This is a genomic window from Hyalangium versicolor, assembly GCF_020103695.1.
Taxonomy (GTDB): domain Bacteria; phylum Myxococcota; class Myxococcia; order Myxococcales; family Myxococcaceae; genus Hyalangium; species Hyalangium versicolor.
Window position 1 is genome coordinate 74,762 of sequence record NZ_JAHXBF010000015.1, and the last position, 13,634, is coordinate 88,395.

Annotated in this window: 12 protein-coding genes and 1 other RNA gene; 6 read left to right on the forward strand and 7 right to left on the reverse strand. The window is 68.2% G+C overall.

The genetic code is table 11. The features are described from left to right. The first annotated feature begins 36 nt into the window (after positions 1-36). Positions 37-318 (forward strand): TIGR02300 family protein, encoded by a 282-nt coding sequence (locus KY501_RS29230; protein WP_224366766.1) that lies wholly within the window; start codon positions 37-39, stop codon positions 316-318. A gap of 129 nt (positions 319-447) precedes the next feature. On the opposite strand, the gene KY501_RS29235 is transcribed toward KY501_RS29230, so the two are convergent. Both KY501_RS29235 and KY501_RS29240 read right to left on the reverse strand, forming a co-directional pair. Next, positions 448-600: a hypothetical protein gene (locus tag KY501_RS29235; protein ID WP_224366767.1), complete on the reverse strand. Its 153-nt coding sequence runs from the start codon at positions 598-600 to the stop codon at positions 448-450. A gap of 174 nt (positions 601-774) precedes the next feature. Next, on the reverse strand, positions 775-1,578 hold the full coding sequence (locus tag KY501_RS29240; RefSeq protein WP_224366768.1) for a hypothetical protein: 804 nt from the start codon (positions 1,576-1,578) through the stop codon (positions 775-777). 156 nt (positions 1,579-1,734) lie between these two features. On the opposite strand from KY501_RS29240, the gene KY501_RS29245 reads away from it, so the two are divergent. After that, the gene (locus KY501_RS29245; protein ID WP_224366769.1) at positions 1,735-2,460 is read left to right on the forward strand and encodes a zinc ribbon domain-containing protein; all 726 of its coding nucleotides are present in this window, start codon (positions 1,735-1,737) and stop codon (positions 2,458-2,460) included. 25 nt (positions 2,461-2,485) lie between these two features. Further along, the gene (locus KY501_RS29250; protein WP_224366770.1) at positions 2,486-3,106 is read left to right on the forward strand and encodes a ribonuclease HI family protein; all 621 of its coding nucleotides are present in this window, start codon (positions 2,486-2,488) and stop codon (positions 3,104-3,106) included. An 18-nt stretch (positions 3,107-3,124) separates the two neighbouring features. Here the strand turns inward: KY501_RS29250 and KY501_RS29255 are convergent, their stop codons facing one another. Then, complete coding sequence (locus KY501_RS29255) at positions 3,125-3,859, reverse strand: TetR/AcrR family transcriptional regulator (protein WP_224366771.1); 735 nt, start codon at positions 3,857-3,859, stop codon at positions 3,125-3,127. Between KY501_RS29255 and KY501_RS29260 the strand changes: the two genes are divergently transcribed. Beyond that, the gene (locus KY501_RS29260; protein WP_304608650.1) at positions 3,747-5,525 is read left to right on the forward strand and encodes an FAD-dependent oxidoreductase; all 1,779 of its coding nucleotides are present in this window, start codon (positions 3,747-3,749) and stop codon (positions 5,523-5,525) included. The genes KY501_RS29255 and KY501_RS29260 overlap by 113 nt on opposite strands. Here the strand turns inward: KY501_RS29260 and KY501_RS29265 are convergent. Both KY501_RS29265 and KY501_RS29270 read right to left on the reverse strand, forming a co-directional pair. After that, entirely contained in the window at positions 5,522-7,105 is a 1,584-nt protein-coding gene (locus tag KY501_RS29265) for a sensor histidine kinase (RefSeq protein ID WP_224366773.1), read from the reverse strand. The genes KY501_RS29260 and KY501_RS29265 overlap by 4 nt on opposite strands. Then, positions 7,102-8,943, reverse strand: a complete 1,842-nt coding sequence (locus KY501_RS29270) for a sensor histidine kinase (RefSeq protein ID WP_224366774.1) — start codon at positions 8,941-8,943, stop codon at positions 7,102-7,104. The genes KY501_RS29265 and KY501_RS29270 overlap by 4 nt, the downstream gene beginning before the upstream one ends. 158 nt (positions 8,944-9,101) lie before the next feature. On the opposite strand from KY501_RS29270, the gene rnpB reads away from it, so the two are divergent. Further along, positions 9,102-9,496: RNase P RNA component class A (gene rnpB / locus KY501_RS29275), an RNA gene on the forward strand. A 7-nt stretch (positions 9,497-9,503) separates the two neighbouring features. On the opposite strand, the gene KY501_RS29280 is transcribed toward rnpB, so the two are convergent. Next, entirely contained in the window at positions 9,504-10,058 is a 555-nt protein-coding gene (locus tag KY501_RS29280; protein ID WP_224366775.1) for a hypothetical protein, read from the reverse strand. Positions 10,059-10,123: 65 nt separating this feature from the next. On the opposite strand from KY501_RS29280, the gene ftsY reads away from it, so the two are divergent. Further along, the gene (gene ftsY, locus KY501_RS29285) at positions 10,124-11,701 is read left to right on the forward strand and encodes a signal recognition particle-docking protein FtsY (RefSeq protein ID WP_224366776.1); all 1,578 of its coding nucleotides are present in this window, start codon (positions 10,124-10,126) and stop codon (positions 11,699-11,701) included. 9 nt (positions 11,702-11,710) lie between these two features. Here the strand turns inward: ftsY and KY501_RS29290 are convergent, their stop codons facing one another. Further along, complete coding sequence (locus KY501_RS29290) at positions 11,711-13,480, reverse strand: M1 family aminopeptidase (RefSeq protein WP_224366777.1); 1,770 nt, start codon at positions 13,478-13,480, stop codon at positions 11,711-11,713. Between the last annotated feature and the right edge of the window lie 154 nt (positions 13,481-13,634).

The following is a 13,634-nucleotide window of genomic DNA, read 5'->3' on the forward strand; positions in this document are numbered from 1 at the left end:
GGGTTTCAGCTTTCCTCGTTTGCAGAAGGTGGCGAGATGCCGGCGAAGGACCTCGGGACAAAGTACGTCTGCTTCAAGTGCGGAAATAAGTTCTATGACATGAAGAAGCCGGATCCGCTCTGCCCCAAGTGTGGGGCGGACCAGCGCGAGAGCCCGGCCCTCAAGCCTGCGAGCGAAGGACGCCGCAGCCGACTGGCCGCCGCTCCGAAGGTCATCGAGCCGGAGCCCGAGGAGCCAGAGGCTTCCGAGGAGGAGGAGGATCTCGACTCCTTCGACGACGAGCCTAGCGAGGCCAGCGAGGACGAAGAGGAGATCTGAGCGGGGGGTGGGTCTCCACCACCCCAGCGCGTTCTCACTCGGAAAGGGCTCCCCGAAAGGTGGAGCCCGGTGCTTCCTACTGCGCGCGGGGCCCTTGAAGAGGGCTCCCGCGACGACCCGGCGTCCTGTTCAGTTCTCGGACACCAGCTTCATCTCCACCAGGACACGGCGGATCTGCTCATAGAGCGTGGGTCCCATGGCCTGCATCCCCACCGGTCGGGGCGCCTTGGCGTCCTCGGTGCGGACCTCAGCTCCATTCTGTGCTCGCTTCTTGGCTTGCATATGGGCCACCTCTCCCAGCTCGATTCACGCCACTAAATAGCAATTTTGCCGCCAAGGCAGAATCCGGGTTTCGATTCTCGACATTCCGCTGGCTTGGGGGAAAGCCCCCTCCTCAAGTGCCCAGGCTTTGGCATGTAGTCAGGGAATACTGTGCCCGGATCGGACAGTGGGGCGTCACTTCTGACCCTCCCCCTCCGAGCGTAGGTCTCCCACCCCCCAATCCTGCTCCAGGCGAACGGTCTCTCCGGCCTTCACCGTCACCGGCTTGGAGGCCTCGGGCAGGCGCGAGTGCCACAGCACCACCGTGTGGGTCCCCGCCGGGACTTCGAGCCGGAACCGGCCCTGGCCATCCGTGGTGGTGAAGAAGGGATGATCAAAGGTGCGCACCACGGCGCGCATCCAGGGGTGGACGTCGCACCTCACGTGGACGGTGCCCGGTGCCGCCGGGAGCGGCTTGCGCAGGGTCATCCCCTCCAGGGGCATGGCCACATTGAAGACGGACTGGGCGCCGGCCACCGCTCGCACATTGTGCATGACGGGATCCGAGTTGCGCACCTCCAGCGAGGTGCCCGCGCGGGCCGCCACGGCGTAGGGCTCGTAGGCACACTTGCGCTGGTCCAGGACGGCGGGCGGCGGCGGGGTGAAGCCATCCGCTGGGAGCGAGGCCCCATCCGCCAGCGAGATGACGACCTGCGCCAATGCGCCTCCCTCTCCCACGGTGAGCGAGCGATCGGCCACGTCCACGCCACAGGTGGGGGCGGCGCTGGGGGTGGTCTCGTAGCGCAGAGGAGGAGGCGGGGTACCAGTCAACCGCACCACTCCCTCGATGATCCCCCGCCCGACAGGCGCCGCGGTGGGACGCGCGGGCGCCGGGGTGGGAGTGGAGGCAGGTTGCGACGGGTTGGACTCCGAGGAAGGTCGGCAGGCGGGCGCCAGTGCCAGCAGCACGAGCGCGCCGAGGGTGTGAGCAGGGTGCACGGAGCCCGTCTAACGGTTCCGAGGATCCGTTTCAAACCCCACCTCTCCGGGGTGAAGGATGAACACGGAGTCATCTGGGCGTTGGACCCCAATACGTTTTGTTGGTAGATGAGCGCAGGCCACACGCCGGTGTGGTCCTCGTGGGAGGCAGCAACATTGCGGGAGAAACTGAAGGCTCTGGCCGAGCTGCAGAAGGTGGACATGGAAGCCGCCAGCCTGCGCAAGGCCGCGGACGTCCATCCCCGGCAGATCGCTGAGCTGGAGCGCGAGCTGGGCACGGCGCGCAGCGCCATGGAAGCCGAGCGCAACCGGCTCGCCGATATCGAGCGCCAGAAGCTCCAGCTCGAGCAGAACATCGCCGATGAGAAGGACAAGGTGAAGAAGTGGGAGGCGCGGCTCGCTGAGCAGCGCTCCACTCGCGAGTACTCCGCGCTGGCGCGGGAGATCGACATCGCCAAGAAGGCGAACCTCACCATGGCGGACGAGCTGGTGGAGCTCACCAAGACGCTCGGCGCCACGCGCGAAACCGTGAAGGGTAAGGAAGCGGAGTTCGCTTCCCGCCAGCAGCAGCTGGTGACGCGCATGGGCGAGCTTCGCACCAAGCTGGCCGAAGCCGAGAGCCAGGTGAAGGCGCTCGAGGGACAGCGCACCGGGGTGGCCACCCACGTGGACGCCAACCTGCTGCGCCGCTACGAGACGATCCGCAAGAAGAAGCTGCCCGCGCTCGTCGGAGTGGTGGCGGGGACCTGCCAGGGCTGCAACATGAACGTGCCCCCGCAGCTCTACAACCAGCTGCGCACCTCGCTGGGCACGGACGTGTGCCCCTCGTGCCACCGCATCATCTTCGCGGTGGAAGCGCTCGCTGAGCCCACCTCGAAGTAGCCGCGCCCGTCACTCTCCGCCCGCCATGCCGAAGCCGACCGAGGCCGACATCCTCCGCCACATCGCGCGCGAGGAGCCGCTGACGGCGACGGTGCGGGCGTTTCGCGGGCTCACTCGCGAGCGGTTGGGTCAGCTCCTGGAAGAAGCCGCCGAGAAGCTCGCGGCCGGAACGGCGGAGCCCCGCGCCGAGGCCCCTGCCGCCGCCGCGCCTGCACCCGCTGCCGAGGAGCCTCGCGGTGCCACGCCCCGCCTGAGGGTGTACTCGGATGGAGCCGCTCGCGGCAATCCGGGCCCCAGTGGCGCAGGTGCGGTGCTCATCGAGCCCGGCGGCCAGGTGGTGGCGAGGGTGGGCAAGTACCTGGGCCATCAGACGAACAACTACGCCGAGTACATGGGGCTGCTGCTCGGCCTGAAGCACGCCAAGACCCTGGGCGCCAAGGAGATAGAGCTCTTCGCCGACAGCGAGCTGCTCATCCGCCAGCTCAGCGGCCGCTACCAGGTGAAGAGCCCCTCCCTGCGTCCCCTTTATGAGGAGGCCGTGAAGCTCCTCAACGACTTCTCCCGCGTGAAGCTCGTCCACGTGCCGCGCGCGATGAACGCCGCAGCCGACGAGATGAGCAACCGCGCCATCGACGAGAAGCTGTAGCTGGCGCGGCGCCCTCGTTCAGCGTGAGAGCCGAGCTGCGATGCCGTCGAGCACGCAGTCCAGGCCCTGATCGAACATGGCTTCCGGCTTCGGGTGGATTGCGTCTCGAACCACCCGGGCGATCATCGGAAAGCGACCGGTGGCGATGACCCGCTGGAGGTAGGGCCAGAAGGACTCCTGCCACTGCGCCTCGTCCATGCCACTCTCCCGCTCGACGCGCAGATCGCGAGCCTCGCTCTGGATGGCGCCGATCGCGTAGACACTCACGGTTCGGACGGCATGAAGAATGGTGTCGATGTCCTTGAAACCCGGGGCATCACTCAAGGCGGCCAGTGAAGCCTCGAGAAACGCCAGGGTATGGGGCCCCATGTTGGGACGGCCGACCGCCACCAGCTCGATGAACCACTTGTGCGCCCCGGCGGCCCCCCGGATGCGGTGAGCCGTTGACCGAAGGGCTTCGCGCCACTCGCCGCGAATCGGCCCCGCGGACACCATCTCCCCGTACACCGCGTCCACCATCAGATCGAGCAGCTCTTCCTTCGTCGCCACGTAGCCGTAGAGCCGCATCGGCCCGGCATCGAGCGCAGCCGCGACCTTGCGCAGGGACACCGACACGAGCCCTTCCGCGTCGGCGATCGCCATGGCGGCGCGAACGATCCCGTCCCGGCTCAGCGGACCGGGAGCGGTACGGCCAGGGGGCTCCGGACGCTCCCACACAAGCCCGGCACCCGCCTCCAGGGGTTTCTCTTTCATCGCGGCCCGTCTTGCCTCCAGGGGAACACGGTTGACAACCACCCTTCTCCGATACACTGTATCGAATGATACACCGTATCTGAAAGGACGGGTTCTCGACGTGAACTCCACTTCAGTACTTGTAGTTGGAGGTGGGCTGGCCGGGTTGTCTGCCGCGATGTTCCTGGCGTGGCGAAAGGTGCCGACCGTGCTGGTCGAGCGGCACCCTGGCAGCTCGCCGCATCCGCGTGCGATCGGCTTCACTCCACGGACGCTGGAGCTCTTTCGAGCGGTGGGGCTTGGCTCCCGCATCCCCCAGGCCCCGCCCGACTTCCGGCTGCGCCGGGCCCGGGTCGAGAGCCTCGCCGGAAAGTGGTTCGAGGAATCCTCGTGGACCCCTGAGGATCCCCAGGCATCGCCGATCGAATACTCGCCGTGCTCGGGCGCCGCGCTCGCCCAGGATCGCCTGGAGCCCATCCTCCGCGACAAGGCGATCGCGCTCGGCGCGGACATCCGGCTCGAGACCGAGCTGATCCGGTTCGAGCAAGATGCCGACGGGGTGACGGTCTGGCTGCGCGAACGCAATGGGCGCGAATACACGATGCGCGCGGCCTATGTGATCGCGGCGGATGGCCACCGCAGCCCCATCCGCGAGGCGCTGGGGATCGGCCGCCAGGGCCGTGGCACCATGCGGGTCGTCCGCAGCGTCCTGTTCCGGGCTCCGCTCGAGAAGTATCTGGAAGCGGGGGTCTCCCAGTTCCAGATCGAACAGCCGGGGCTCAGCGCGTTCCTCACCACCTATGGAGATGGCCGCTGGGTGCTGATGTTCTCGGATGACGAGGAGCGCGACGAGCCCACGCTGAGGACCTTGGTCTCCAAGGCGATCGGCAGATCGGACCTGGAGATCGAACTCATCACCACGGGCCGCTGGGAGCTGAGCGCATTGATCGCGGACCGTTTCTCGGCCGGCCGGGTGTTCCTCGCCGGGGATGCGGCGCACACCCTGCCGCCGAACCGGGGAGGCTATGGCGCGAACACCGGCATCGACGATGCGCACAACCTCGCGTGGAAGTTGTCCGCGGTCCTATCCGGCGCGTCGACGCCGCAACTGCTCGATACCTACGATGCGGAGCGACGGCCCATCGCGTGGCTCCGGCACCAGCAGATCTTCGTCCGGACGGACTACAAGGCAGAGGCGGCCGGGACCGCCGCGGACGCGAAGATCATCGACGATGCCGCCATGGAGTTCGGTCAGCTGTACCGATCGGCCGCGGTGCTCGGCACCAGCGACGATCTCCCACCCGCCCAGCGTCCCGACCAGTGGGCCGGGCAGCCCGGCACGCGTGCTCCGCACCTGTGGATCTCCAAGGGCGGCGAGCGGCTGTCCACTCTCGATCTGCTCCAGCGCTCCTGGGTGCTGCTCGCGGAAGACGAGAGATGGGCTCCCGCTGCGACGCTCGCGGCCCGGCAACTGGGGCTCCCGCTGGAGAGCCTGCGCATCGGCGCGGACGTGCGCCCATCGGATCCGGAGGCGCTCCACAAGGCCTTCGGCCTCGGAGCGGGAGGAGCCTCGCTGATCCGGCCGGATGGTTACGTGGCGTGGCGCTCGAGCGAGCTGCCAGCGGATCCGCTCCGCGCACTCACGGACGCCCTCGGGCAGGTGTCGTTCGCCGCGCGCCGCTCCTAGGTGCCGCCCATCTGCTCGCGCCCCGGGTGACGAGGCAGCTCCACCGTGAAGGTGGCCCCCTGCCCCTGCGTGCTCACCACGCGCACTTCGCCTCCCATGGCATCGACGATCTGCTGGGTCACGTACAGCCCCAGCCCCAGTCCACCGTAGTGATGCGTGGGCACGGCCCGCTCGAACTTCTGGAAGATGCGCTCGATCGCATCGGCCGCGATGCCAATCCCCTCGTCCCGCACCAGCACCCAGGCGCGCGTGACGCCCGAGCGCACCTGCACGTGCACAGGCTTGCCCGCGCCGTACTTGAGCGCGTTGGACAACAGGTTCGTCAGCACCTGCTCCAGCCGCAGCCGATCCCACTCCCCGGGGATGGCGCTCTCGGCGGTGAACTCGATCCTGCACCCCGCTCGCTCGGCCTCGGAGTCAAAGCGCGCCACCACCTCCTGCACCAGCTGAGGCAGATCCAGCGGCTCATAGGTCAGCTTCATCCTCCCGGTGGAGATCCGCGACACGTCCAGCAGATCATTCACCAGGTCCGCCAGGCGCCTCACCTGACGGCGCATCATGTCCACGTCCTTCATCAACCGCCGGGCGAGTGGAGCCTCCGCGTCCGCCCGCGCCGCGCTCTCCAGCGCCTGGAGCTTCAGGTTCAGCGGCGTCAGCGGCGTCTTCAACTCGTGGCTGGCCACGGAGAGGAACTCGTCCCTCAGCCGCACCGCCTCGCCCAGCTCCTTGAGGATCCGCTCGCGATCCTTCTCACCCTGCCGCTGCTCGGAGATGTCCCGGGTGATGGTGCCGTAGCCAATCACCCGCCCCGTGGAGGGATCCTGAATGCTGAAGTGGGTGTCGGACACGGGGATGGAGGCCCCCGTCTTGAAGTTCCGGAAGCGAGACTCGCCCTCCCACCGCCCATCCCTCACCATCCCGGGGATGATGGTCTCCTGCGCCTGGGTCTGCGCCTCGGGCGCGTAGTAATCCAACAGGGTGGTGCGCCCCACATCGTCTTCCCGTCCCAGCCCCACGATGCGGCGCCCCGCCGGATTCACGTACACGGGCACCCCCGCCACATCCGCGATGCAGATGAAGTCCGGCGAGTTCTCCACGAGAGCAAAGAAGCGCTGCCGCTCCTCTGCCAGCGACTGCCGCCGCGCCGATTCCTCCTCGCGCAGCCTCACCGCCTGATGCTTCAGCTCCTCCCGCGCGCGGAACAGCTCCGAGAACGCCGCCACCTTCGCGCGGAGCAGATCGGCCTCGACCGGCTTGGCCAGGAAGTCCACCAGCCCCACGTCCTGCCCCAGGCACAGCCCCATCACGTCCCGGGGAGCATCCGTCAGGAAGAGGATCGGCGTGTGCCGGGCGCGATCCTGCCTTCGCAACATCCGCGCCAGCTCGAAGCCACTCCGGGCGCGTGTCTGGGCGGCCTCGATCAGGATCGCGACAAAATCCTCCTGCTGGGCCCACCAGAGCGCCTCATCCCCCGTGGCAGCGTGCACCGCCTTCCCGCCCAGCACTGCGTGGACGGTCCCCAGGAGCACGGGGTCGGGCGGCTGGCCCGCAACCAGCAACACGCTGGTGGTGAAACTCATCCGAGGGATTCCTTTGAGACGTCCCCCAGGCCCACAGGCTCCCGGAGGGGCAGAACGACCACAAAGGTAGCACCTTGTCCCAGCGCGCTCTCGACCTGAATGGCCCCCCCGTGCATCTCGACGATCTCCCGGACGATGAACAGCCCCAACCCCAGCCCGCTCACCTCGTGGGCGTCCACCGCCCGCTCGAACTTCCGGAAGATGCGCTCGTGATCCGCCGGATCGATGCCCCGGCCGTGGTCGCGCACCCGGAGTACCGCCTCGCGCTCCCTCTGTCCCACGGAGACCTCGACCGGCTCCCCCGCGCCATAGCGCGCTGCGTTGGTGAGCAGGTTGGTGAGGACCTGTTCGAGCCGATAGCGGTCCCAGGTCCCCACCACGGCCCCCATGGACTGGATTGACACATCGCACCGAGCCTCGCTCATCTGCGGGCCGAGCTTGGTGACGACTTCCCTGGCGAATATGTCCAGATCGAACGTCTCCCACTCCAGCGCCAACTTGCCGGCGGAGATGCGCGAGATGTCGAGCATGTCATTCACCAGCCGGGCCAGGCGCTGAGTCTGCCGGGCCGTCTGGTCCAGTTGCCGGCCCACCGCCTCGCGCGCCAGAGGCTCGTTGCGCTCCAGCCGCCGCTGGACCAGCTGCGTCTGGAGCATCAGCGACGTGAGCGGCGTCTTCAGCTCGTGCGAGGCGAGCGAGAGGAACTCGTCCCGGGCGCGCACGGCCTCCTCGAGCCCCTCCCGGGCCCGCTGCTCCTCCGCCGCGTGCTGGCGCAGGCGCTCGGCGGAGACCACGAGCGAGCGGCCCGCCCGGTCCACCTCCTTGATGGCCGACGGAGCCATGCGTGGCTCCTCCCCGTTCGCCAGGGCGTCCGCCGCCTCGGCCACCGAGCGGATGCCACGGGCAAAGCGCCGGGCGAAGATGAGCCCGCCTCCCGCGCTGAGGAGGATGGCCAGGGCTCCGGTGGCCGCGATGGCCCAGATCGACCTCCAGAAAGGCCCGTCGATGACCCCCGAGGGAACCACCACGGCGGAGGTCCAGCCCGACAAGGTGGAACGGCTGAACGCCACATAGGAGGGTGTGCCCTCCAGGGTGACGCTGCGGAACACCCCCTCGGTGGAGGCCAGGATGTTCTGTAGGAAACCCGTCGTGGCGGCCTTGCCGATGAAGCGCTCTGGATCGCGCGTGCGGAAGACGATGAGGCCCTCGCTGTCCACCATGGTGCGGGTGAACTCCCCCTCCTCCGCCGGCTGCTGGTGCGTCACCACCTCCGCCAGCGCTCGCGGGGGAATCACGGCCGTGAGCACGTAGCGCAGCTGGCCCTCGCGCATGACCGGCACCCGGATGGGAAAGGCCCATTCATGGCTGATGGGGCTCTGCGCGATCCGTCCCACCACGGGCTGGCGGGTCTCGATGACTTTGCGCACGCTCTCGGGCTCTGTCGCGCTGCGCAACGGCCTGTCCAGCGAGGAGTTCAGGTTGACGACCTGCCGCCCATCCGGCGTCAGCAGGAGCACGGTGAGCCAGGACGGCTGCGTCCGCTTCACGCGGAAGGCCTCGGCGCGAAAGCCCTCGAGATCATCCCGCTCCAGCGAGGCCGACTCCGCCAGCGCCTGGAGCGTGCGGACGGTGGCGGCCACCTCCCGCTCGAAGGAGGCGCTCATCACATGGGCCGAGCGCTGCAGGCGGCGCTCGATGGAGTGCTGCATCTCGCCCGCCAGTTGCAGCACCACCAGGGCCGAGAAGGCAACCAGGGGCAGGAGCGTCCCGCCGATCAGGAAGGTGAGGTGCCAACGCAGAGACCACGAGTGGGGAGAACCGGAACGCAATGCCTGCATGGCGCTGGGAGCGTTCGTAACACCCCCTGTCCTGAAAAGCTCTCACAAGGGCTGGGGCGCAAACGTGGATCTGGGTCCACCCCCTCGCATCCTGAAGAAGATACAGACTCATCTGGCGGGATGACCCCGCTCGCCAACTGTTGTATGCAGCGAGGGCCGGAGCGGCCTGGGTGAACGCTGGCCACTGCAGGAACGGGTGGCGGGAGGAAAGTCCGAGCTCCAGAGGGCAGGGTGCTGGCTAACGGCCAGTCGAGGTGACTCGCAGGACAGTGCCACAGAAAACAAACCGCCCGTTCCGCAAGGGGCGGGTAAGGGTGAAACGGTGCGGTAAGAGCGCACCGCGCCCGAGGTGACTCGGGCGGCACGGTAAACCCCACCTGGAGCAAGAGCCAATAGGAGCGCGTCCTCGCGGTTGGGGGACAAGGATGGCCCGTCCGCTGCGCTCGGGTTGCTCGCTGATGAGGTCCCTGGGCAACCAGGGCCCTAGACGAATGTTCGCCGCCCACCTCGAAAGGGGTGGGGACAAAACTCGGCTTACAGGGCCGCTCCGGTTTTTTTTCTCATCGCTGCGCCACGGGCACCTGCGCCAGCAGGATGCGATTGTTGCCGTCGTTGCGCACCGCCTGCGGATTCTTCAGCGGCAGACGCGTGTCCGTGTTCGGCTCCCACAACCCTATCCATAGGTTGACCCCACGCACGGGCGAGCCCGAAGGCAGATAGAAGGAGAACTCGTCCTTCACCGTCTCGCCCGGCTTCCACTGCGTGGTGGGATAGAGGCCGCCCGCCGGCTTGTGGTCCAGGTTCATCCGCTCCGACCGCCCCTCACTGTCCTCCGCGTGGGCGAAGACGATGTAGTCCGCGTCCAGCGGCTCGAGCACCTTGAAGAAGACCGTGACGCGCGTCTGCTCGCCCGGCACCACCCGGCCCGGCTGGATCGTCGCACCGACGATCTCCACCTTCCCTCCCAGGTTGGCGCCACTCTTGATCGCCAACTGCGGAACCTGCGCCACCGTGGCCTGGCGGCGCTCGGCCTCCGTGGCCCCACCAGGCGCTTCGATGATGCAGCCGCACACCAGGGCCGAGGAAATGAGCAGGCAGAGAGTCGAGAGGCGCATGGGACCGGTTTTTACCGGTCCAGAGGCGCTGCATCCAACAGCGGATTGGTATAAGCGGACCCCCCATGAAGACTCCGACTGCCTTGGACGTCCTCGCTGCGCAGGTGCCAGCCCCCGCTCCCGTGCCCGCTCCCCCGGAGACGACGCCCGGTCAGCCCGGCACCCCGCCAGGTACGCCCACCCCCGAGGCCAGCCCCGCCTCCCAATGGGTCGGCTACGGCGTGGGGCTCGTCTTCCTGCTCCTCTTGGTGCTGGCGGCTCGCAAGCTCTTCTTCAAGGCCCCCCGAGTCCCCGAGAAGCCCGCACGCCCCACCGTGCCCGCCGAGGGCGAGAAGCCCCAACTCCCGGCCGAAGCCCCGCAGATCCGCGTGGAGCTGCCAAAGTCCGAGGCGGAGCTGGCTCGCCAGCGAGAGGCCGACCAGGCCCACACCCGCGCCGAGGAGCTGGCCCGCCAGCGCGAAGAGGCTGCCCGGGCCGCCCGAGCCGCCACCGACGCCACCGAGCGCGCCCGTCTGGAGGAAGAGGCCCGCGTTCTCAAGGAGAAGGAGGAGGAGGAGAAGCGCGCCGAGTACCGCGCGAAGAAGGCCGCCGACGAGGAGGCCAAGGAGCGCAAACGCCGTGAGCGTGAGGAGGCCGAGCGGCTCCTGGGCGAGCAGAAGGCTCGCGACGCCGCGGAGGCCGAAGCCTCCCGTCAGGCCGCAGAGGCCGCCGAGCGCGCCAAGCTCCAGGCCGAGGCCGGCAAGACGCTGGCGCAGGGCCTGGACAAGACGAGGAGCCAGGGCTTCATGGCCCGCCTCAACGGCCTGTTCGGGCAGAACCGCCAGGTGGACGAGTCCGTGCTCGCGGAGCTGGAGGAGATCCTCTTCACCGCGGACATCGGCGTGCGCACCGCATCCAACCTGGTGGAGGTGGCGCGCGAGAAGCTCAAGCGCAACGAGCTCAGCAACCCCGAGCGCATGAAGGCTCTCATCCGCGAGGAGGTGGCGCGCATCGTCGATCTGCCCGTGCCGCGCTCGCTGGAGGGCGGCGGTCCGCCCCACGTCGTCATGGTGGTGGGCGTCAACGGCGCGGGCAAGACGACCACCATCGGCAAGCTGGCCGCGCAGCTCACCGGCGCCGGTAAGAAGGTCGTGCTGGCCGCCGGAGACACCTTCCGCGCCGCCGCCACCGAGCAGCTCGATGTCTGGGCGGACCGTGCCAAGGCCGAGCTCGTCAAGGGCGAGGACGGCTCGGATCCGGGCGCCGTCGTCTTCGAAGCCGTGAAGAAGGCCAAGGACACGGGCGCGGACGTCATCATCGCGGACACCGCGGGCCGGCTCCACACCAAGGCCCCGCTCATGGAAGAGCTCAAGAAGGTCCACCGCGTCATGGGCAAGGCCCTGCCGGGCGCGCCCCATGAGGTGCTGCTGGTGCTCGACTCCACCAACGGGCAGAACGCCATCCAGCAGGCCAAGCAGTTCCAGGAGACGGTGGGCGTCACCGGCATCGCCCTCACCAAGCTGGACGGCACCGCCAAGGGCGGCGTCATCATCGGCATCTGCGACGAGCTGAAGATCCCCGTGCTGTGGGTGGGCGTCGGCGAGAAGATCGCCGACCTGCGCCGCTTCGAGCCCCGCGACTTCGTGAAGGCGCTGTTCGACTGAGCCCCGAGCCTACTGGCCCGAGGTCCCGCGCAGCATGTCCTCCAGCATCTTCTGGGTGTCCTTGTCGAGCTTCATGTCCCCCATGCTGCCGCCCATGAGGGCCTCGAGGCTCGGCTGGCCCAGGTCCTCGTCCCCGTGCGCCTCCTTCCACCAGTGGTCCTGGAGGCGCTCCAGCGCACCCGAGGTGTTGGCGCTCTTGTTGGCCAGCTCCTTGCGGAAGCAGTCCAGGCAGGCCCACTTGTAGCGGTAGGTGTCCACGTACGAGCGCAGGCCGCGCAGGAACGCGTCGTCCCCCACCATCTTCCGAGCCGCGTGGAAGAAGAGCGGCGCCTTGCCGTAGACGATGGCGCCGTACTCCATCGAGCTGCTGAACTCCTCGGTGGGCCGCTGGGCTGGGCCATCCTCGCCGCCCATCATCCGATACATCTGATAGGCGGCCACGAGCGCCTCCTGCCGCAGGGACTCCGCCGCCGCCTTCCCGTGCGCCCACTCGAAGTACAGCACCGCCGCGTACTGGGTCAGCGCCTCGTCCGCCACCGGCTCCTTGATCGGATCCGTTCCCACCAGCCCCGCGAAGTACTGGTGCCCCACCTCGTGCGCCACAGTGAACTCCAGCGTGCGCTCGATGGACTTGCTGATCTGCGCGAACGGGTTGGCCCCTCCCCCGCCGCCCATCGCGGACATCTGCTCGATCAGCCCCTTGAACATCTCCATCCCCTGCACGCCCTCGAAGATGCTGTTGGGATCCGCCGCCCCGCGGTACAGGGAGGTGCCCACGGTGATGAGGCCCTGGAACTCCATGCCTCCCGCGCCGTCCGACAGCGGGGCCTCTACCACTCGGAAGTTCTTGTACGGCAGCGCCCCGAGCTTCGACTCGAAGGTCTGCAGCGCGGCCGCGGTGTACTGGAGCACGCGCCGCCCCACCACCGCGTCCCGGCTCGCGAAGAAGCTCTCCACGGTGACGTCTCCCACCGTCTTCGAGACGCTCTCGTAGCCCTTCGAGACGAACACCGGGAAGTCTCGTACCAGCGCCGCGGCGAAGCTGAAACGCACTCCCTGGGTCTTCTCGGGCACCTCGCCCATCGCTACGCCCGTGCCGTGCACCTGCCAGCCCGCGGGCACCGTCACGGTGGCCAGCACGTTCGACGGCTCGTAGAGCGCCAGATCGCCGATCCCCGACGGCCCGGCCCACGGCGTCCCATCCGCGTGCAGCGGAGGCATGAACGGCACGATACCCACGAGGCTCAGGAAGTCCGGCACGGCCGAGAATGCTCCGTAATCTCCCGGTGGCCCCGAGGCCCCCAGTGCTCCCAGGAGTGAGCCCGAGTTCCCCTTGCCTCGCGGGACGACGGCCTGGAGCGATACCTCCAGCTTCGCCACCGCGCCGGGCTCCAGTGGAGGATTCACCGGCACGCGGATCAGCGTCGGCTCGGGCCGCTCCATCGCCACGGGCTGGCCGTCCACCTTCGCGTCCGACAGCGTCACCTTCTTCCCCGAGGCGTTCGGCGTCAGGCGCAGGAACAGCTCCGAGATCTTCCGCTTCTTCGCGAAGACCTCCACCTGCACGCGGCCCTTCACCTCGCGCTTGGCCGGATCAACTTCTAGTTGCACGCGGTAGAGCGGCAACTCCTCCAACGGGCCCAGCTGCTTCTCGGCTCGCTCTCGTTCGGAGGGTTTGAGGTGCTGCAGGCACAGCTGCACCTCGGGCGAGCCGCCGGCCAGGGCCGGAGCCGCGCAGAGGAGCAGCATCAGGATCATCCATCTTGGAGCGGGCGCCATGGGTTGATCCTAAGCGAGCCAACAACTACGAGCATCGGACTGAATCTCTCGTACCTTTCCGACCACGAGCGGAAGATTCCATACAGGATGTGCTGGGAGTGTACCGGAGTGCCGCCCCATATCGGCTCCTACATACGACCTGTAGCGATGACGG